Source organism: Haloplanus sp. CK5-1 (genome assembly GCF_037201915.1).
Taxonomy (GTDB): Archaea; Halobacteriota; Halobacteria; order Halobacteriales; family Haloferacaceae; genus Haloplanus; species Haloplanus salilacus.
The window spans coordinates 786,640-805,253 of the sequence record NZ_CP147505.1 but is presented as its reverse complement, the minus strand read 5'-3'; the positions used below and the strand labels follow the sequence as shown (position 1 = coordinate 805,253).

Sequence of the window (18,614 nt, the reverse complement as noted above, 5' to 3'; positions counted from 1 at the left end):
GGTATGACGGGCGACGCGTTCACAGACCGGGTCGCCGCCCTACATCGGGACGAACGGGCGGCTCTCGTCGCCGCGGTGTACGACGCCCGCGGGTGGGCGGTCATACGGCACGGGGACGAGGTGGTGGCGACGCCGCCGGGATCGGCCCGTCCGCGGCGGTTCACGGTGACTGCCGAGGGAGCCACCGTCGCGACGAGGGGCGACGACGCCCCGCTGGACGCGGCCGAACTGCGCGAACTGCTGACCTACGCGCTCGATCCGACCGATCGGGGGCGATTGTGCCGACGCTTCTTCGACGCCGATCCCGACGACCTGTGGTCGATCGACGGGTGCGACGGGGCGACGATCGCTGAGGACGATGGCGACGACGCGTCGGCCGGGACGGTGGAGGCCGGCGACGGGGGCGCGAACGACGGCGTCGCCGGCGACCCGGGGACGGCGTCTCGGGGAGCCGCGGCGACCGACAGGGGACGGGCCGGCGCGGACGGCGAGAACGGCGAGAACGGCGGTGATGGGTCGGCGACGGGAGGAGGGCCGACGAGCGGCGAGCGGGGTCGGCGAGTCCTCCTCGTGGGGGCCGCGGTGGCGCTCGTGGTCGGGAGCATCGCGGCGGCGGCCGGGCCGACGTTCGCGCCGGCGGTCGACGCCGGCACCGACGCGGACGGGGCGAACGAGACCGACACGCCGGGCGTCGGGAGCGACGGGACGGTCGGAGCGTCGTTCTCACCGGGGGTCGACGACGAGGGCGTCACCAGCGCGATTTCGGTCGCCGGCGCACACGCAGAGGCGCTCGCGGGGCGGTCCTACCGGATCCACATCCTCCACCGGGAGTACGTCGACGGCCGCCTGCGCGGCGTCGCCGAGGAGCGCATCGCGGTCGAGTCGACCGATCGCTACCGATCGCGCGTCCGCGTCGTCGGCGCGGTCGAACACACCTCGCCGCTCGTCGCGGAGGAGTCCGTGTACGCGAACGGGACGGCGCTGTACGCCCGGCCGGTCGACGGCCTCGACACGTCCGAAAGCGACCGGTCCGTCCGGAAGACGACGCGGGAGACGACCACCCCCAACCGCGTCGTCGACCGCTCGCGGCGGTACGTGCGCTGGTATCTCGGCGTCGAGGAGTCCCGGGTCGTCGGTCACGCGACCCGCGGCGGGCGGGGGCAGGTGCGGGTCGCTCTGGAGGGCGACTCGTGGTCCGGGTCGCGGAACGTGACGGGCGAGGCGCGGATCGACGAGCGGGGGCTGGTTCGATCCATCCGGCGGGAGTCGACGCCGACGGGCGAACCGTCGGTGCGGGTGGTGGTGACGGTTCGCGTCACGCCGGAGCCGGTGACGGTGACGCGGCCGGCGTGGGCCGATCGAACCGAGTCGGACGCCGGTGCCGGGGGACCGACCCCGACCACGACCACGGTCCGATCGAACACCACCGAGTCGGCGACGCGGCGGGTGCGCCCATGAGCGACGCCCGCACCCTCCTGATCGCGGGGACGGCGAGTCACGTCGGCAAGTCGACGGTCGCGGCGGGGCTCTGTCGCCGCCTGGCCGAGGCTGGGTACGACGTCGCGCCGTTCAAGGCACAGAACATGTCGAACAACGCCCGCGCGGTCCCGCGGGCCGACGGCGAGGGGTTCGGCGAGGTCGGCGTCTCGCAGTACGCCCAGGCCCGCGCCGCGGGCGTCCGGCCGACGACCGACCACAACCCCGTCCTGTTGAAACCGCGGGGCGACGGCGAGTCCCAACTCGTGATCGACGGGGAAGCCCGGGCGCACGTCGCCGCCGACCGGTATTACCAACGGTGGTGGGACGAGGCCCGCGACGCGGTCGAGGCTGCCCACGAACGTCTCGCGACCGACGCCGACGTCGTCGTCGCCGAGGGAGCGGGGTCGATCGCCGAGATCAACCTCCACCACCGCGACCTCTCGAACGTGGAGACGGCCCGGTTCGCCGACGCCGACATCCTCCTCGTCGCGGACGTCGAACGGGGTGGCGTCTTCGCCGCCATCGTCGGCACCCTCGATCTGCTCCCGGAGGACCTCCGCGACCGGGTCGCGGGGGTCGTGATCACGAAGTTCCGGGGTGATCGATCGTTGCTCGCGGATGGGGTCGACGCCGTCGAGGAGCGGACTGGCGTCCCCGTCCTCGCCGTCCTGCCGTACGAGGACCCGGGACTTCCCGAGGAGGACAGCGTCGCCCTGCCGGCGCGGGGCGACCGCGGCGTCGTCGGGGGCGACGACGGCGTCGACACCGAACGGACGGCCACGGTCGCCGTGCCGCGGCTCCCCCACCTCTCGAACGCGACCGACCTCGAACCGCTGGCGCGGGTCCCCGGCGTGCGCGTCGTCTACGCGCCGCTCTCTGCCGACCTCCGGACCGCCGGACCCGGTGGTCGGGGGGCCGACACCGTCGTCCTCCCGGGGACGAAAAACACCGTCGACGACCTGCGCGTCGCCCGCGAAGCGGGGCTCGACGAGCGGCTTCGGGCGTTCGACGGACCGATCGTCGGGCTCTGTGGTGGCTACCAGTTCCTCGGCGAGCGGATCGAGGGGGCGTCGGTCGAAGGGACCGGCGACGCCGAGACCGTTCGGGGACTGGGACTACTCCCCGTCGTGACCCGGTTCTCGGCCGACAAGCGGGTCGAACCGGCGACGTGGACCCTCGACGGCCGCGGCCACGGACCGCTCGCCGGCGTCTCGGCGACGGTCGAGGGCTACGAGATCCACGCCGGTGAGACGCGGGCGGTCGGCCGGGTCGACACCCCCTTCGCCGCGCCGGACGGCCGGGACGGGACCGAACTCGGCGCGGCACGAGACGGCGTGGTGGGGACCTACCTCCACGGCCTGTTCGCGAATCGGCAGGTCCGCGAGAGGGTCGTAGAGGCGGCGTACGGCGCGCGGCCGCGACCCGACGCGTCGGCGGAGGAGCCGTCGCCGTACGAACGCGCGGCCGACCTCGTCGAGCCAGTCGACCTGAGCGCCCTCGGGTTCGGGGACGCGTAGGCGGTCAGCGCCACGACGGCGGGTCGGCAGTGACGTTCCCCGTCGTGATCCGGACGGTGGTCGTCGTCCGGACCGACGACTCCCCGATGGGGACGTAGGCGTACTCGCGGTGGTGTTCGTGGACGAGGCCGCGTTCGTCGACGAGGACGCTGCCGAGGGTGACGGCGCCGCTGGGGGGTCGCGCACGGAGTTCGATCCAGACGTACCGCGTCCCGTGGCGTTCGTACGCTCCGAGCAGCCGCGAGTTCTCGACGTCGAGCGCACGCCGCAGATACGACGCGGTGCGGGTCGCGAACGGGTCGTCCTCGCGGGTGATCGCGACGCTTCGCCACCCGTCGCCGCCGGCGGTGCCGTCGTCGGAGTTCCGGTCGACGAATCGAATCGTCCCGTCGGCGTCCGTCTCGGCGGTCAGGCGGACGAACCGCTCGGTCCCGTCGGCGTACGTGGTGGCGTCGGCGACCCCTCGCGGTTTCTCCCGGAACGTCCCCGCCACTTCGACCGTGGAGCGATACCGGGTCGGACTCTCGACGACCGTCCGCTCCCACGCGGCGGCGGTGGGCTGTCCGCCGACGAACTCGCGGTCGACGACCGAGAGTCGGTAGGATCGGCCGGAGAGTTCCTCCCGGTGGGCCGTCGCGAGCGCCGAGGCGTTCTCGATCCCGTCCGCGTCGACGCCGGGCGGGTACGGCCCCTCGACGGCTCCCGCCGATCCACCGACGTCCTCGACGTCCGAGGCGTCGAGCGGCGGGTCGCGGTTCGACACCCCCGCCGGGTCGGCGGTGGGTGTGGGTGTGGCCGTCGTGTCGTTCGGGGCGGCGTCGCCCGCGGTCCCGCCGTCGGTCGTCGGCAGGACACCCGTTCCAGGACCGACGGCGAGGCCGACGACGGCGGCGAGGAGGAGGAGGACGCCGAACAGGAGGGGACCGCGAACGGGGAGGTCGTCCGCGTCGTCGGCCGCCGAATCGTCCGACGACCGCCCGACGCCCGGCCGGTGGGTGTCGTCCCGATCGGTGACCGCCGACGTCGTCGACGGCGGGGACTCGTCGGTGGTCGGTCGGGGCGACGTCGACCGCGTCGGATCGCCGCCCGCGCCGCGGGTATCCGGATCCGTCTCGTCGCCGACCTCGTCGGGGGTGACGCCGAAGAAGCGCCGGAACAGGCGCGTGCGGTCGGGGTCGTCGACGGCGTACAGCGACATCCGCCTGAGGTCGTCGGCGTCGACGACGTCGTCGTCGTCCGCGACGATCGGAATCACGACGGCGTCTGCGTCGGCGTCGCTCGCGGCGGTCGACGGGTCCGCGCCACGTCGGACGGCGAGCCGTCGCGTCCCCTCGCCGTCGGAGACGAGGACGTCGCCGTCGACGCGGTCGGTCTCCCGGCCACGGGCCTCGTAGAGGGCCGCGACGAACGCGGCGAGCGCGTCGGGATCGAGCCCGTCGAGGAGCTCCCGAAACGCCGCCGAGGAGGGTGGCATACCCCCGGAACGGCACAGATCGGCAAAACTCTTGGGCCAAGGGAACGTTTAACCCCAGCGCCCCGCAACCCGTCGCCGATGGTCGAGGCGTTCGCCGTGGCGAGCGGCAAGGGTGGTACGGGGAAGACGACGAGCACGCTCGCGTTGGGGATGGCCCTCGCCGAGGACCACGACGTGACGGTCGTCGACGCCGACACCGGGATGGCGAACCTGCTCTTTCACGCCGGGCTCGACGACGCGACGGTGACGCTCCACGACCTGTTGGTCGAGGACATCGACGCGGCCGTCGACGATGCAGTCTACGAGCGGTTCGGCATGAAGGTCGTCCCCTGCGGGACGAGTCTGGCGGCGTTTCGAGCCGCCGATCCCGAACGCCTCCGGGACGTGGTAGCGGAGTTGGCCGCCGACACCGACGTCCTCCTGCTGGACTCGCCGGCGGCGCTCGGATCCAAGAGCGCGGTCCTCCCGGTCGTGCTCGCCGATCGGACGGTCGTCGTCCTCCAGCCGACGATACCGGCGCTCTCGGACGGCCTGAAGGTGCAGGAGTACGCCCGGTCGTACGGCACGGAGACGGCGGGAACGCTGTTCAACCGCGTCCGCGACGACGAGGGGATCGACCGGGTGATCGACCGGGCGGAGCGCTACTTCGGCGGCGAGACGCTCGGGGTGGTCCCGGAGAGCGACGACGCCCGGAGCGCCCGGGCGGCGGGCGAACCCCTGCTTGCTCACGCGCCGGCGTCGCCGGCGTCGCGGGCGTTTCGCGAGGCGGCGAATCGTCTCGACGTTCGCGACGGAACGAGCGAGACGGTGGCCGACCGCTTCCGGAGCGCGGTGGTCCCGGACGACGTATGAAGATTCCCGACGGCGACCTGCTCCGGTCGCGAGTCGTCGACGATCCGGGAGCGACGCTCGCGACGGCGCTGGAGCGACGGCTCACGGGGTACGCCGTCGTCGAACCACAGGACGCCGTCCTGCTCGGCGACGAGACGCGGGGTGTCGTCACCTTCGAGGACGGGATCCCGGTGCTCGCGTACTGCACCACGACCGACCGGGGTGGCGCGGACGCCCTCGAGGACGTCGCGGGACCGGGGCCGTACAGCGTCGACCTCTACGAACTCGACCGCTCGGCGCTCGCGGCCGCGCACGAGGCCGACGACCTCCGCGTGTCGCCTGGACTGCCGGCGGAACGACTCGCCGACGACCGTGACCTGGTGACGCGGACTCGCGACGCCGCACCCGACGAGCGGTTGGGGAGCGACGACACCGACGCGGTGGAGGCGTTTCTGGACGACGAGGCGCAGATCGAGGCCATCCGTGAACAGGCTCGGGAGGAGGCCCGCACCCGCGCCGAGGAGTGGGGACTGACCGACGCCCTCGACGAGTCGTGACCGACGGACTGCAGCGGATCACCGGTGCGAACGGACACACACTTTTTTATTTAGGGGCCGTATCAGTCGGTAACGACAGTCGTTTCACCATGCCGGACTCCTCTCCGACGGACGGCGGCCGAACGGCCCAGTACGACCCGGACCGCGGCGTGTACGTCGCCGATCACCGGGAGACGGGCGACCGGGAACTGAGCGTCACGGTGGTCCACGCGGTTCTCGACGCGACCGGAAAAGAACCGACCGAGGTGAACCTCAACGACGCGATCCGACCGGACGCGCTGAACCGAATCTTCGGCCCGAAACACGACGGCACGCTCCGCGACGACGGGACGGTCGCCTTCGAGTTCGCGGGGTGTCACGTCGCCGTCGACGCGGACGGCGAGGTTCGGGTCGACCCCGATCCGTAACTACTCCTCCCCGGACGGCCAGTTCAGCAGCCGTTCGAGTCGGTCGAGGTCCGCCGTGCCACCGCAGAGACGAACCCGCTCCGTCTCGCGGTCGAACGTCACGAAGCTCGCCTCGGCCAGTCGTGGGACGTGGATCGACGCGAGCGCGGTGTACGACCGCTCGCGCTCCGCGTTCGTCGGGTCGTCGGTGTCGTTCTCCCAACGGGCGAGGTCGGCGGCCAACTGGTCCAGCCCGAGTTGGGACTCCTCGAAGAGCCGCCGGAGGACGAACCGCCGGCGGGGGTTCCCGAGCAGGTCGTGGATGGTGTCGAGGTCTATCCCCGAGGCGTCGTCGGTGTGGTCGGCCACGTGGTCGAACAGCGGCTGGAGAGTGTTCGCCGTCCGATCCTCCACGGCGTCAGGGTCGAGTCGGACGACCAGCGCGGCGCCGGAGTGCTCGACGCTCCGGGTCAACAGGTGGAGAAACTGGAACGCCGACTCGACGTCGTTCTCCTTGATCAGCGGGGAGAGGGCGTCGACGTAGACGACGGTCTCCCGGTCGGAGTCGGCCCAGTCGTCGAGATACAGCGTCACCGCCGTCCCGAGGCGTTGCAGGTTCCCCGGGTTCGCCATCGACGTCAGCGTGATGTCCCCGCCCGAGACCGACCGTCGGGCGGGCTGTCCGCCCGCCGTGTCCGCCGGCGCTGCCGAACGCGTGAACTCCGCGAAGGTGACGAGACCGAAGCCGGCGGGAAGCGACCCCACGGCGGACCGCCAGTCCCGCACCACCTCGGTCATCGACCGCGACGTCGACACCACGAGGACGTTCACCTCCGGTGGCGACACCTCCAACAGGTCGTCGCCGTCGCTCGTGGCGCCGCAGAGTAACCGTAGCGTTGCAGTCGGTCGGTTTGACATACTCTCCCCACTCGACGTATCGCCATTCGCGCCCCCCATGGCTAGCTGTCGAGTCGTTATTGTCACGAGAACTGTAATAAATCCCCGGTCGACCTGTCGCCGAAAATTTATATCCGCGCACGTGCAATTCACGTGGGATCGTTCCATGTGTCACCACACATCCGTCGAACTGATCGCGAACCGCGAGTCCGAGTCCGAGTCCGAGTCGGCGACCGACGACGGTGACGCGGCCGCCGCGACGCCACCTCCGCTGGTTCCGACCGCCGACTGACCGTCCACCGTCACCCGAACCGTTTTGTCTCCGGTCCCGACACCTGCGAGTATGGACGTCGGCGCCGACGAAGCGGGGAAGGGACCGGTACTGGGACCGATGGTCGCGGCCGCGGTGCGAGCGCCGGGCGACACGCTCCCGGCGGGAGTCGACGACTCCAAGCGCCTCACCCCCGAGCGCCGACGCGAGCTAGCCGCCCGCCTCCGTGACGACCCGGCCGTCGATATCGGCGTCGCGACGGTCGAACCCGCCCGGATCGACGACCCCGAGACCGACATGAACGGGCTGACGGTCGCCGCCCAGGCCGAGGCGATCCGGAACGTCGCGGCCGACGACGACGCGGTGACCGTCGACGCGGGCGACGTCGACGCCGACCGGTTCGGCCGGCGGGTCCGCGAGGGGGTCGACGCGACGGTGTCCGTGCGGGCCGAACACCGCGCCGACGAGCGTCACGCCCACGTCGCCGCCGCGAGCGTGATCGCCAAGGTCGAACGAGACGCGCGGGTCGCGGCGATTGCGGACGCCTACGGCGAGGTAGGGAGTGGGTACCCGAGCGACGAGCGGACGCGAGCGTTTTTGGCCGACTACGTCCGCGACCACGGCGAGTTACCCGCCTGTGCCCGGACCTCGTGGGCGACCTGTGAGGACGTGCTCGCCGCCGCCGAGCAGTCGTCGCTGTCGGACTTTTAGCGACGGAAAACCGGCGACGCGGCGCCCTACCGCGTGAGCAGCGCCCGCAGGATGTCACCGTACGCCGGCCGCGTGAGCAGGACGCCCACGACGACGCCGAGGATGGTGAAGATGGCGAAGCCCTGCAGGTCGCCAAGCGAGAGGACCGCCAGCGGACTCATCGCGATGATCGTCGTGGCGGCGGCGGCACCGATGACCCAGAACGCCTTGCGGAAGCGAGACTGGAAGACCCGGCGACTGTTGACGTCGCCCTGAGCCATCACCTCGTCGGCGATGATGATGAGGTCGTCCACCCCCGTCCCGATGACGGCGATGAAGCCGGCGATGACCGAGAGGTCGAGCGGGTAGCCGATACCCGCCGCGAAGCCGAGGAGGATCACCACCTCCGAGAGCGCGGTGACGATCATCGGCAGTGCCACCTCGATTTCGCCGTACCGGAGGAAGACGACGCCGGCGACGGCGAAGACGGCGATGATCCCCGTCAGCAGGGAGTCGGTCCGGAACTGCTGTCCCTGACTCGGCGCGATGAACGAGGAGGTCCCCTCCCCGTCCGGGCCGATGTCGAGGCGTGCCGGGAGCGCGCCGGCCCGCAGGTTGATGGCGACCTCTCGGGCCCCGCTGAAGTTCTGCGTCTGGAGGATGAACTGCGGGTTGGTCGCCCAGTCGCCGCTCCGCATGTCGCTTGCCAGTCCCGGACTCATGCCGAAGGAGTTGACGACCTGTCCGTCGACGACGAGCAACAGACACGGGCCAGTGCTCTGAGGGTCCTGCTCGTAGTTACACCGCGACCCGCCCTCGCCCGCGACGCCCGTCTCGACCATCCGCTCTTGGAATCCGGACGCGGCCTCCTCGCGCACCGTGACCGGGACGTTCGGCAACTGTCCTTGGCCGCCCTGCTGGGCGGTGCCGATGCTCTGGAAGTCGTCTCGTTCGAGCACCGTCGTCTGTTCGTAGGACTCGTCCTCGGTGGCGTAGTACGCGTCGACGCGGACGGTCCCGCGCTGGTTCACCAGTTCCACGACGCGCTGACGGTTCGCGTCGGGCACCTCGACGAGGATGAAGTTCTCACCCGTGGGGGTCGTGATCTGTTGGACGGTCCCCCCGGAGAGCCCGGCCTCGTTGATCTTGTTCGAGAGGATCTCGACCGTCTGGGACCGCGTCTCCTCGGTGACGCCGTCCCGCGTCTCGCCGTACGAGTAGCCGGCCGCGTCCAAGGTGTCGCCGAGGTCACCCGGCGAGACGCCGTCGGCGGTCACTTCGATCGTCCCCTCGGCCTCGCCCGTCGGTCGGACGATCACGTCGGCGACGCTCACGCCCTCCAGTTCGTTCGCCACGTCGCGTTCGACCTCCGGAGCCTCCGACTCACCCAGATCGACCTCCTCGGCGGTGACGCCGATCAGCGGCGCGCGGATGCGCGTCCCGCCGGAGAGTTGGAGTCCGTACTGGAGGTTGGTCGATCCGCTGCTCTCCAACCCCGGCGCGTCGGTGCCAGAGTCGCCCACCGTCGGTGAGAACAGCGCGAAGAGGCTGCCACAGAGGACGATGATCAACAGGAAGATCCGCCAGTTGTCACGGATCGTTCCCATCAGTTCGCCACCCCTTCGTACTTGTACCAGCGCAGGAGGCTGAGGTTGAGCATGTAGGTGTTCATCAGGTCGGTCGCGAGGCCGAACACGAGGACCGTCCCGATCGCGGCGAGCAGTTGGATGCCGAAGAGCGTCGCCACGATCGTCATGACGACCATCGCCGACAGCGACGTGAGCGTCATCGTGACGCCGGTCCGCATCGCGCGGTGGGTCGACTCGTAGAAGTCACCCGACCGTCTGAGGATGTGGTTGTTGAGCAGGATGTCGGAGTCGACGCTGTACCCGATGATCATCAGGAGGGCGGCGACGGTCCCCAGCGTGAGTTCGATCCCGAGGACGTTCATCAGCGCCACCGGAATGACGATGTCCGAAAAGGCCGAGATGACGACCGCGATCGAGGGGACGAACGTCCGGAACATCAGGAAGACGAGTGCACTCATCCCCAAGAAGGCGAAGGCGACGCCACCGAAGGCGAGTTGCTGTGTCCGGGAGCCGAAGGCGGCCGAGACGGTGTAACTCGACTCCACCTCCATGCCGGCGTCACGCGCCTGTGTCTCCAGCGCCGACACGCCCGTCTCGTCGGTCTGGAAGCTCAGGATGTACGTGTTGTCGGAGGGCACACTCCGGATCGTCTCGGGGGCCGGGTCGAACGTCTGTTGAATCTGTTCGCGCGCCTCGCTGTCCGAGCCGTCGACGGCGACCCGAATCTCCGCGCCACCGGTGAAGTCGAGTCCCGGATCGACCGGTGCGCCGGTCGCGACGTACCAGCCGCCGATGATCAGGAGGGCGACGACGAGGACGCCGAGCGGTACGGCCGCGAGCTGGCGATTCGTGTACCGGGTGTAGTCGATTTCCGGTACTTCGAACGCTACCATGCCCGCCGGTCCACCCCGACGCCTACTAAGCCTTTGTATGTCCGCTGGAACGGACGGTCCGGCACACTCCGGAACGACACCCCCCTGCGCCACCGACACGCACACTGGCGACACCGGTCATCAGGGACGTATGGGACTCGTCGCCGAGTACGAGATCACCTGCGAACACCTGCCGCTCGTCGGCGTCGCCGCGGACGTCCCGACGGCGACGCTGGAGGTGGAGATCCAGTCCAATCACGGCGACCGCCCGCCCTTCCTCGTCCACGCGACGGGCGAGTCGGAGACGGCGGTCGAACGCGCCTTCGAGTCGGCGGCGTTCGTGGCGGAGTACACGCTCGTCGGACGGGCGGGCGAGACGCGCCGGCACTCCTCCTGGCCAAGAGCGAGGGGCCTGCCCATCTCCACGACGGCGTGCACGCGGTTCGCGACGCTCTGCCCGACGCCCGACTCGTCGAGATCGAGGGCGTCGGCCACAGTGGACCGACCGAGGCACCGGCCCGCGTGGCCGACGAGGTGCGGGCGTTCGTGGAGGCGGCCACTCTCCGGATCCCGTAGGCGTCGGCTCCGGACTAGGGCAGATAGCGGACGCTCACGACGCCGGGTGCCGAGCGGACGACCACGCGCTCGACGCCGAGGCGGGCCGCTCGCGATCGGAGGCCCTCGTCGTCGTCGAGGACGTCCGCGACGGCGGTGTCGGTCTCCCCCTCCGGAACGGTGAGGACGTGAATCTCCCCCGTCCCGGCGCGTTCGCGCTCGGTGAGCTCGCCCACGGCTTGGTCGGCCGCCACGTCGCGTTCGAGCGTCGTCGGCGACTCGGAACTCTCCTCGACGCTGATCGTCCACCGGTCGACCACGTCGACGACCCGCCACGCCACCTCCAGCGGTTGCTCCGGTTCGACCGTCGCCTCGACCGCCTCACAGGTTTCGAACCCGGGGTTCTCGGCGAGCGTGTGTATCTGGCCGTCGGCCACGTCCCTGAGGACGGCCGAGCCGTCGTCGCCGGCCGTCACGAGAAAGGTCCCCGTCTTCTCCCTGTCGTCGGTCATGGGACGACGTAGGCAGTCGAGCGGTTTCGGCGTTTCGTCACGCTACTGGAGGGCGCGGTGGCAGAGCGGGATCAGCGCCGCGGCGAGTAGCGGCGGCACCAGTCCCGCGAGCTGTGGCAGCGCGTACAGCGCCGCGACGACCGGCGCCAGCGCCCCCGTCGGCGTCGTCTGCTGGTCCGGCGGCACGGAGACGACGAGGCCGGCGTAGAGCGCGGCGACGAACAGGTAGCCGGTGGTCGCGAGGGCGGCGTCGTACCGGTCGGTCGCGGGGTCGTCGCGTCGGTGTCGACGCGCCACGAACAGGACGGGTGCGACCAGCGGAACGACGACGAACAGGCCGACGACGGCGACGAAGGAGCGCGAGAGCGTCAGGCTCCCACCCCGGCCGCCGGTCGTCCCCGCGATGATGCCGATCACCGCGGCGATGAAGAGGACGCTCACTGCGACGGCCAACAGGCCACCGACGGCGACGTACGACCGGCAGAGCCACGAGTCCGTCGCCCGGAAGGCGTAGGGGAAGGCCCCGATGATTCCCCCGTAGTCGTCGGTCATCGGCGGTCGTAGTCGTCGACACGAGTTAACGGGACCGGATTCCGGTCGCTCACCGAGCGACGTACGCCGGGGTGTCGGCGACGCGGTCGGCGACGCCCAGAAGCACGAACCACCCCAGCAGACGCGACACGCGCTCGCGCCACGCGTCCGCCCACGAGGGATTCCGGTGGCGCTCCCAGACGGGCACCCGGTCGCGGACGGTCTCGAACGCCTCGTCGACGGTCAGGGGGTCGTCCGCCGAACGAAGCGCGTCGCGGAGGGAATCGGCGGCGAACACGCGGTCGAGGAGCGCCTCGCGACAGCCCTCGACGGTCGGCTCCCGGTCGGTCCGGCGGTAGCCCGAGTCGGTCTCCTCGGCGAGTCCGAGCGCCCGGAGGAAGGTGAGCCACGTCCGCGCCGCGTCGCGACTCGGGAGGTCGAGACGCGCCACGAGGCGGGCACAGCAGTCGGCCTCGGTGTCGGGGACCAGCGGCACCGCCCCCTGGGCGCGGTCGACGACCGCGAACTCGGCGGGCGCAGGGGGGACGGGTTTGAACTTCACAGCCCGAACGACTCGGCCAGCAGGTCGTGGTTCGTCTCCCCCAGCGCGTACGTCGGGCCGTCGACGACGTCGACGGTCACCTGCGCTGGGGCGAACACCGACTCGGGCACCTCGTAGAAGTCCCAGTCGGCGTCCTCGAACACCCGTTCGAAGGGGGTGTCGTACTCGGCGGCCGCGGTGGAGGGCACCTCGTCGAACCGGTCGAAGTCCTCGCGCACCTGGAGGTACACCTGCCCGCCGTACGCCAGGGCGTCGTTGGTGCGGCCCATCGCCACCCCTTCGTCGTGGCTCACGGGCGCGACGGGAGCACTCCCCGCCGCCGACACCACGTCCGTGGGGTCGTAGCCGAGTTCGAAGAGGCGAAAGAGCGCGAGTTCGGGCGCTCGCGCGGCGGCGCTGACGCTTCCGGCCACCGACCCCGTGGCGTACGCGGGCATGAACACGCCGCTCGGCGCGACACCCGCCCGGTCGGCCACCTGTTCGGCGGCGGCATCGCCCGGGAGCGTCGCCGCCTCGACGGCCAGGACCGTGAGGTCGAACTCGTCGTAGTATCCTACCGCTTCGAACTCGGCCTCCTCGCCGACGAGCGCCCGCGCGGGCCCGGAGCCGAGTCCGTCGACCCCCTCGGCGACGAGTTCCCACCCCGCCTTCTGCGAACAGAGCAGGGCGAGCGCCGGCTTGTCGGTCGTGAGTTCGACGTGGGGGAACGGTGTCCCCGCTACCTCGTCCATGCGGGTCTGGATCGTCGCCAGCCCCGCCGTCTGGATCTCGGCCAGCAACAACCCCGCCTCGATGCCGCCGGCCGCCTCGACGCCGAAGTCGAGTACCGTCGCGCCCGAGTCGAGTTCGACGACGTCGACGTTGAGTTCGCCGGCGAAGTCGATCGCCTCGTCGACGAGTTCGACGGCCATCCGGTTGAGACTCTCCATGCGCTCGAGTTGGTCGCTTTCGGTTAAATGGGTTGTCGATGTGGCCCGGTTCACTCCCGACGCCGCTTCGCCGGCCGCCCCAGCGCCGCCTCGACGCCGGCGACCTTCTCGTCGGCCGACGCGTCGCTCCGGCGCTTGTCGTCTACCTTCAGGACGGTGCTCACGCGGTCGGCGTCGACAGCGCGATGGGCGGCCTCGCACGCGTCGAACAGGACCCCCACGTCGTCGGCCTCGATCACCGTCCCCATGGGGTTGGTCTCGTACGCGACGTCGAAGGAATCCAGCGCCGCGACCGCGTCCGCGACGTCTTCGGCCATACTCCCCTCCCGAACCGGTGCGACACTCAGGAGTGCGACGACGGTCATGGGCCGCGGTACGGTCGCCCGACGGACGTGTGTTTCGCCCGCCCGACGGCCGAGCGGTTAGGAGGAACGCGACGCTACGTCCGCGTATGGACGACTGCACCTACTGTGGCTGTGACGTGACCACCCACGACCCGGTGTACGTCGACACCGTCGTCGACGGCGAACGGGTGTCCGACGGCCAGTTCTGCAACTACGGCTGTCTCGCGGCCCACATCTCGAAGGCGGGGCTGGCCGAGGGGACGACCTGTCGGATCAACTAACTGCGTACCTCGACCACCGACGGGTCGTCGTCCAGTCGGAGCGCGAGGGTGTCGCCCTCGCACTCGATTCGGACGGTCCCGCGCCACGGATCGGTCCCCGTGGCCGTCGTCCGTTCGTCGGAGGCGGCGAAGGGGAGTCGCCAGACGCGCCGCCCGGTCACGTCGACGCCGTGGTCGTAGAAGAAGGAGACGACGGCGGGGTGGGTGACCAACAGGTCGCCGGTCCGCGTGTAGACGGTGCCGTCGCACGTGTCACACGTGTGCAGGACCCGGTGTTCGATCGCTGGATTGTCGCGCTGGGGAAGCTCCGCGTCCGGGGGGAGGATCCGTGCCTCCATCCGGCCACAGCACCACGGACAGACGCCGCTGGCCACCGATCCGAGCTCGCGACGGATGCGCTCGCTGACGGCCCGGAGGATCACCTCGTGATCCCGGTCGGTCAGACTGCTCGGCGGGCAGAAGTAGCGGTAGAACACCGCGTCACAGCCGTCTGCACACCGCACCCGGAACAGGCAGTCGTGGTAGGCGGCTTCCTGTGGCCCACCACAGACGTGACACGCCGCGTCCAGTTCGAACGGCTCGATCCGACAACTGTCGGTGAACGTGCCGGCCTGTATCGCCTGGTACACCCGCACCCCCGGATAGCTCAGCCGGTAGCCGTCGTCCGTCTCCTCGACGAACTGTCCGACCAGTCGCTTCAGGTGGTAGTTGAACCGGCCGCTCCCGGAGATGTCGGCCCGGCGGCGAAGCTCCGAGAAGGCGAGTCGGTCCGGAACGCCGGGCGTGGCGGCGTCGCCGAGCGCCCTGATGATCTTGATGCGTGTACGGTCGGCCAACAGGGTGAAGGCGTCGTCGGGGCGCAGGTCCTCGGTATCCTCTGTCACCATCCGGTGTGGGGGTCGCCGCGTACATATACGCTTGGCCGCCGGGTCGACCACTTGTCTTGCACGGCGAATCACGCGTGGGTTTTACACGGACGAGCGTGGTGACGTCCAACGATGTCCGACACTGCCCTCGACTACCTCGTCGGATCGCCCGTCCGCGTCGAGACGCTTCGAGCGTTCCGGGCGGACGGGATCCTCTCGGCCCGTGAACTCGACGATCGGTTGTCCGCCTCACGGCGTACGCTGAAGCGGACACTCCGGGAAATGTGTTCTCGGGGCTGGATCCGCGAGGTCGACGACGCGTACGAACTCACGTCGCTCGGGGGCATGCTCCTCTCCGCGTACGAGGAGTTCCGCGACCGGGAGTGCACCGCAGAGCGCCTCCGACCCGTGTTCGAACAGACGCCCGCGGCGGCGGTCGACCTCGACGTCGAGGCCGCGGCCGACGCCACGGTCGTCGACACCGACGACGACCCGACCGACCCGATCGATCACCTCCTCGACCTCCGGGCGAACGCGACGGAGCTTCGGGAGTGTGCGCCGTACCTCCTCTACGACTCCGTCGAGCAGTTGGCCGAGCGGGTCACCGACGAGTCGTCGCCCCCCGACGTGACGCTCGTCCTCGGGACTACCTCGCCGCCGATGGAGCGGTTCCCCGCGGGGTATCGGGAGCATTTCGATGCGATGGTCGACGCGCCGAGCGTCGACGTCTATGCCCACCCCGACGACATCCGGTTTTCCTTCGGTATCGCCGACGACCACGCCTTCGTGGTCGGGGTGAACCTCGACGGAGTCGCCCACACGCTCCTCGAGAGCGACGACCCGGCAGTCGTCGACTGGGCGACGCGGCGGTTCGAGACGTACCGCGTGGCGGCCGCCCCGCGGTCGTGAGCGGCCGACCGCAACGACGGCTTCATTACCGGGTGCGCACAACCCGCGAGCATGTACGCGGTGGTCGGGTGTGCCGACTGTGGGGGACTGTGGCTGCTCTCGAATCCCGACTCGGCGGAGACGGCGACCTGTCCGACCTGCGGGACCCGTCACCGGACGGCACGGCTCAAGCGCCTGTTCACCGCCGAGGACCGCGAAATCGCGAGAGAGGCCCGAGCCACGATGCTCGCCGAGCGTGCGGACGCGACCGACGCCTTCGAGTCGACGCCCTCCGTCGCGGAGTCGGAGCGAGCGGCCGACGATCCGATCGTCGACGACCGGGAGTATCTGGACGCGTCTGGCGTCGACGCCGGCGAAGTCGCCGAAGCGGGAGAGCGCACGTCTCGCGGGGCGGGATCGGGCAGCGGGAGCCGTCCCGAAATCGTCCGCGAGGCCATCGAACGCCTCGACGACCCCGACGAGGCGGCCGTGGTGGGGTACGCCACCGAACGGGGCGTCCCCGCCGACGCCGCCACGGACCTCCTCGACCGTCTCGTCCGTGGAGGCGAAGCCACCGAGTCCGGCGGCACCTACCGCCTCCTGTGACTACCGGCCGAGGTCTTCGTGGGCCGAGGAGAGGTGTCGGGAGCCAAGCGCCGCGATCAGGGAGAGTTCGCCCGCCAGCGCGCCGGTCGCCACACACTCCGCGAGGGCGTCCGCGTTCGATCCGGCGGGGTCGCCGCCGCCGGCCACGCCCAGTAGTTCGAGCGCTTCGGCCTGCGTCGGGAGGGTCGTCCCGCCGCCGACCGTCCCGACCTCCAGACTGGCCAGCGAGACGCTGACGTAGAGGCCGTCCTCGCGCGTCTCGGCGGTCGTGATGGCGTTCGATCCCTCGACGACCTGGGCCGCATCCTGTCCCGTCGCGAGGAAGACGGCGGCGACGACGTTGGCGACGTGGGCGTTGAACCCGAGGCTCCCCGCCTTGGCGCTGCCGACGAGGTTCTTGCGCGTGTTCACCTCCGCGACCGCCTCCGGCGTCGTGTGGAGACGCTCCTCGACGACCTCGCGGGAGATCGTCACGTCGGCCGTGACGCTCCGTCCCCGGCCCTCGACGGCGTTGATCGCCGCCGGCTTCTTGTCCGTACAGAGGTTGCCCGAGAGGGCGACCAGCGACGCCGGCGTCTCCGCCTCGACGACTTCGGCGGCCGCCCGCGTCGCGATGGTGGCCATGTTCATTCCCATCGCGTCCTTCGTGTCGTACCGGAACCGGAGGAAGACGGAGTCGCCGACGACGTAGGGCGTCACGTCCGTGAGTTCGCCGTGGTTCGTCGTCGCCTCCGCGGCCTCGCGGAGGCGGTCCTCCTCCGCTCGCACCCACTCGACGAGCGCCTCGGCCTCGGCCACGTCCGCGACACGAAAGACGGGGGCGCGGGTCATCCCCGACTTCGTGACGCGGGCGGTCGCGCCGCCCGCGGCGTCGATTACCGAACAGCCCCGGTTGACGCTCGCCACGAGCGCCCCCTCGGTGGTCGCCATCGGGAGGTAGCGCTCGCCGTCGACCGCACCGCCGTGGACGGTCACCGGACCGGCGACGCCCATCGGCACCTGCGCCGCGCCGATCATGTTCTCGACGTTGGCGTCGGCGCGGTCGGCGGGGAAGCCGTAGGAGCCGACTGCGTCGAGGTCGACGCCGGCGTCGGATTCGATCAGGCGTCGTCGAGCGGTCGCCGCCGTGTCGGCGTCGGCGTGGGTTTCGAGTTCGTGGAGTCGGAGGTCATCCTCGCGGACCCGGTCGACGAGCGCGTTCGCGTCGGTGTCGGTCATACGCGTGGGTGGACGCCCCCGCGCCTAATGGTTACCGTTGCGCCACGGGTCGCTCGCCGATCCGACGGGCAGACGGTGCGACCGGTGTACCGGAAGTGTCTTGTTGGATGTGTGACTCGTATCCGTATGTCCTCGTCAGTCGACTTCGACGACCTCCCACTCGTAGAGGGGTTCGTCGCCGGCGCCGCCGCGTGGGTCGTCGGCTACGTGCTCACGGCCGTGGTCGTTCTCGCCCGCCTCGAGAACTCCGAACTGGGCGAGCTATCGAACGGCGTCGACGGCGGTGGCAGTAGCATCGACCTCGTCGGGTGGGTGTTCTTCAACGGCCACTTCGTCGAGACGGTCGTCGAAGCCGACTTCCTCGGGTTCGGCGGGTCGAGCACGACGTCGTTCGTCGGCGGCGACGGGTTCACGCCGCTTCTGTACCTCGTTCCTGTGGCGTTGCTCGTCGGGTCCGGGCTGGCCGTCGGCCGTTCACGAGGCGTCACCGACACGACCGAGGGCGCGGTTACCGGCGTTCTCGTAGTCCCCCCGTATCTGGCGTTGTCGGCCATCGGCGCGGTGCTGTTCCGCGTCTCGAACGAGGCGCTCGGTGCCAGTTTCGGCGGCCGGCCCGAACTCCTGCCGGCTGTTCTTCTGGCCGGCGTCGTATTCCCGTCGGTCTTCGGCGCTCTCGGGGGTATCATCGCCGCGAACACGGGTCCCGGATCGGAATGAGTGTCGGTCGACGGGGCGATGGTCGGTACGAACGGTTCGGGT

The 18,614-nt window shown here is 70.6% G+C and carries 23 protein-coding genes and 1 pseudogene; 13 read left to right on the top strand and 11 right to left on the bottom strand.

Going from position 1 to position 18,614, the window contains the following annotated elements; all coding sequences use genetic code 11:
• Nucleotides 1-3: 3 nt before the first annotated feature.
• Both NBT81_RS04280 and NBT81_RS04275 read left to right on the top strand, forming a co-directional pair.
• Entirely contained in the window at nt 4-1,458 is a 1,455-nt protein-coding gene (locus tag NBT81_RS04280; RefSeq protein WP_338741300.1) for a hypothetical protein, read from the top strand.
• Nucleotides 1,455-2,996 carry a cobyric acid synthase gene (locus NBT81_RS04275; protein WP_338741299.1) on the top strand — a complete coding sequence of 514 codons (1,542 nt, stop codon included), beginning with the start codon at nt 1,455-1,457 and terminating at the stop codon, nt 2,994-2,996. The genes NBT81_RS04280 and NBT81_RS04275 overlap by 4 nt, the downstream gene beginning before the upstream one ends.
• A gap of 4 nt (nt 2,997-3,000) precedes the next feature.
• Here NBT81_RS04275 and NBT81_RS04270 read toward each other — a convergent pair whose 3' ends face one another.
• Nucleotides 3,001-4,470, bottom strand: coding sequence for a hypothetical protein (locus NBT81_RS04270; protein ID WP_338741297.1), 1,470 nt, complete (start codon nt 4,468-4,470; stop codon nt 3,001-3,003).
• Between the two features lie 78 nt (nt 4,471-4,548).
• Here NBT81_RS04270 and NBT81_RS04265 point away from each other — a divergent pair, with 78 nt between their 5' ends.
• From NBT81_RS04265 to NBT81_RS04255, 3 genes are all read left to right on the top strand, one after another.
• A complete protein-coding gene (locus tag NBT81_RS04265; protein ID WP_338741295.1) occupies nt 4,549-5,322 on the top strand; it encodes an AAA family ATPase in 774 nt (257 codons plus the stop codon).
• Nucleotides 5,319-5,858, top strand: coding sequence for a hypothetical protein (locus NBT81_RS04260; RefSeq protein ID WP_338741293.1), 540 nt, complete (start codon nt 5,319-5,321; stop codon nt 5,856-5,858). Before NBT81_RS04265 ends, NBT81_RS04260 begins: the two co-directional genes overlap by 4 nt.
• Nucleotides 5,859-5,947: 89 nt before the next feature.
• Nucleotides 5,948-6,265 (top strand): HalOD1 output domain-containing protein, encoded by a 318-nt coding sequence (locus NBT81_RS04255; RefSeq protein WP_338741292.1) that lies wholly within the window; start codon nt 5,948-5,950, stop codon nt 6,263-6,265.
• Here NBT81_RS04255 and NBT81_RS04250 read toward each other — a convergent pair whose 3' ends face one another.
• Nucleotides 6,266-7,162, bottom strand: a complete 897-nt coding sequence (locus NBT81_RS04250) for a DUF7504 family protein (protein ID WP_338741291.1) — start codon at nt 7,160-7,162, stop codon at nt 6,266-6,268.
• Nucleotides 7,163-7,307: 145 nt separating this feature from the next.
• Between NBT81_RS04250 and NBT81_RS04245 the strand changes: the two genes are divergently transcribed.
• A complete protein-coding gene (locus NBT81_RS04245; RefSeq protein ID WP_338741290.1) occupies nt 7,308-7,433 on the top strand; it encodes a hypothetical protein in 126 nt (41 codons plus the stop codon).
• Nucleotides 7,434-7,484: 51 nt separating this feature from the next.
• A complete protein-coding gene (rnhB, locus tag NBT81_RS04240) occupies nt 7,485-8,123 on the top strand; it encodes a ribonuclease HII (protein ID WP_338741289.1) in 639 nt (212 codons plus the stop codon).
• Between the two features lie 26 nt (nt 8,124-8,149).
• Here the strand turns inward: rnhB and NBT81_RS04235 are convergent, their stop codons facing one another.
• Both NBT81_RS04235 and secF read right to left on the bottom strand, forming a co-directional pair.
• Nucleotides 8,150-9,709 (bottom strand): preprotein translocase subunit SecD, encoded by a 1,560-nt coding sequence (locus NBT81_RS04235; protein WP_338741288.1) that lies wholly within the window; start codon nt 9,707-9,709, stop codon nt 8,150-8,152.
• Nucleotides 9,709-10,584, bottom strand: a complete 876-nt coding sequence (secF, locus tag NBT81_RS04230; protein WP_338741286.1) for a protein translocase subunit SecF — start codon at nt 10,582-10,584, stop codon at nt 9,709-9,711. The genes NBT81_RS04235 and secF overlap by 1 nt, the downstream gene beginning before the upstream one ends.
• Before the next feature lie 130 nt (nt 10,585-10,714).
• Here secF and NBT81_RS17295 point away from each other — a divergent pair.
• Both NBT81_RS17295 and NBT81_RS04220 read left to right on the top strand, forming a co-directional pair.
• Nucleotides 10,715-10,963, top strand: a pseudogene (locus NBT81_RS17295) (helix-turn-helix domain-containing protein); the annotation flags it as partial.
• Nucleotides 10,964-10,995: 32 nt separating this feature from the next.
• On the top strand, nt 10,996-11,139 hold the full coding sequence (locus NBT81_RS04220) for a hypothetical protein (protein ID WP_338741282.1): 144 nt from the start codon (nt 10,996-10,998) through the stop codon (nt 11,137-11,139).
• Nucleotides 11,140-11,153: 14 nt separating this feature from the next.
• Here NBT81_RS04220 and NBT81_RS04215 read toward each other — a convergent pair whose 3' ends face one another.
• Genes NBT81_RS04215 through NBT81_RS04195 form a run of 5 tightly spaced genes read right to left on the bottom strand, consistent with a single transcriptional unit; the run spans nt 11,154 to nt 14,017 of the window.
• Nucleotides 11,154-11,630, bottom strand: coding sequence for a DUF5812 family protein (locus NBT81_RS04215; RefSeq protein ID WP_338741281.1), 477 nt, complete (start codon nt 11,628-11,630; stop codon nt 11,154-11,156).
• Nucleotides 11,631-11,672: 42 nt separating this feature from the next.
• On the bottom strand, nt 11,673-12,182 hold the full coding sequence (locus tag NBT81_RS04210; RefSeq protein ID WP_338741280.1) for a hypothetical protein: 510 nt from the start codon (nt 12,180-12,182) through the stop codon (nt 11,673-11,675).
• A 49-nt stretch (nt 12,183-12,231) separates the two neighbouring features.
• Entirely contained in the window at nt 12,232-12,723 is a 492-nt protein-coding gene (locus NBT81_RS04205; RefSeq protein ID WP_338741279.1) for a hypothetical protein, read from the bottom strand.
• Complete coding sequence (gene mch, locus NBT81_RS04200; RefSeq protein WP_338741278.1) at nt 12,720-13,652, bottom strand: methenyltetrahydromethanopterin cyclohydrolase; 933 nt, start codon at nt 13,650-13,652, stop codon at nt 12,720-12,722. Before mch ends, NBT81_RS04205 begins: the two co-directional genes overlap by 4 nt.
• A gap of 50 nt (nt 13,653-13,702) precedes the next feature.
• Nucleotides 13,703-14,017: a thiamine-binding protein gene (locus NBT81_RS04195; protein WP_338741276.1), complete on the bottom strand. Its 315-nt coding sequence runs from the start codon at nt 14,015-14,017 to the stop codon at nt 13,703-13,705.
• An 86-nt stretch (nt 14,018-14,103) separates the two neighbouring features.
• Here NBT81_RS04195 and NBT81_RS04190 point away from each other — a divergent pair, with 86 nt between their 5' ends.
• The gene (locus NBT81_RS04190; protein WP_338741275.1) at nt 14,104-14,277 is read left to right on the top strand and encodes a hypothetical protein; all 174 of its coding nucleotides are present in this window, start codon (nt 14,104-14,106) and stop codon (nt 14,275-14,277) included.
• On the opposite strand, the gene NBT81_RS04185 is transcribed toward NBT81_RS04190, so the two are convergent.
• The gene (locus NBT81_RS04185; RefSeq protein WP_338741274.1) at nt 14,274-15,161 is read right to left on the bottom strand and encodes a helix-turn-helix domain-containing protein; all 888 of its coding nucleotides are present in this window, start codon (nt 15,159-15,161) and stop codon (nt 14,274-14,276) included. The two genes, NBT81_RS04190 and NBT81_RS04185, sit on opposite strands and share 4 nt — an antisense overlap.
• 114 nt (nt 15,162-15,275) lie before the next feature.
• On the opposite strand from NBT81_RS04185, the gene NBT81_RS04180 reads away from it, so the two are divergent.
• Together NBT81_RS04180 and NBT81_RS04175 are read left to right on the top strand one after the other, a co-directional pair.
• Nucleotides 15,276-16,052, top strand: a complete 777-nt coding sequence (locus NBT81_RS04180) for a helix-turn-helix transcriptional regulator (RefSeq protein ID WP_338741273.1) — start codon at nt 15,276-15,278, stop codon at nt 16,050-16,052.
• A 51-nt stretch (nt 16,053-16,103) separates the two neighbouring features.
• A complete protein-coding gene (locus NBT81_RS04175; RefSeq protein ID WP_338741272.1) occupies nt 16,104-16,637 on the top strand; it encodes a DUF5817 domain-containing protein in 534 nt (177 codons plus the stop codon).
• Here the strand turns inward: NBT81_RS04175 and hmgA are convergent, their stop codons facing one another.
• A complete protein-coding gene (gene hmgA, locus NBT81_RS04170) occupies nt 16,638-17,855 on the bottom strand; it encodes a hydroxymethylglutaryl-CoA reductase (NADPH) (protein ID WP_338741271.1) in 1,218 nt (405 codons plus the stop codon). It lies immediately after the preceding gene.
• 126 nt (nt 17,856-17,981) lie between these two features.
• Here hmgA and NBT81_RS04165 point away from each other — a divergent pair, with 126 nt between their 5' ends.
• Nucleotides 17,982-18,572: a transporter gene (locus NBT81_RS04165; RefSeq protein WP_338741270.1), complete on the top strand. Its 591-nt coding sequence runs from the start codon at nt 17,982-17,984 to the stop codon at nt 18,570-18,572.
• The last annotated feature ends 42 nt before the right edge of the window (nt 18,573-18,614 follow it).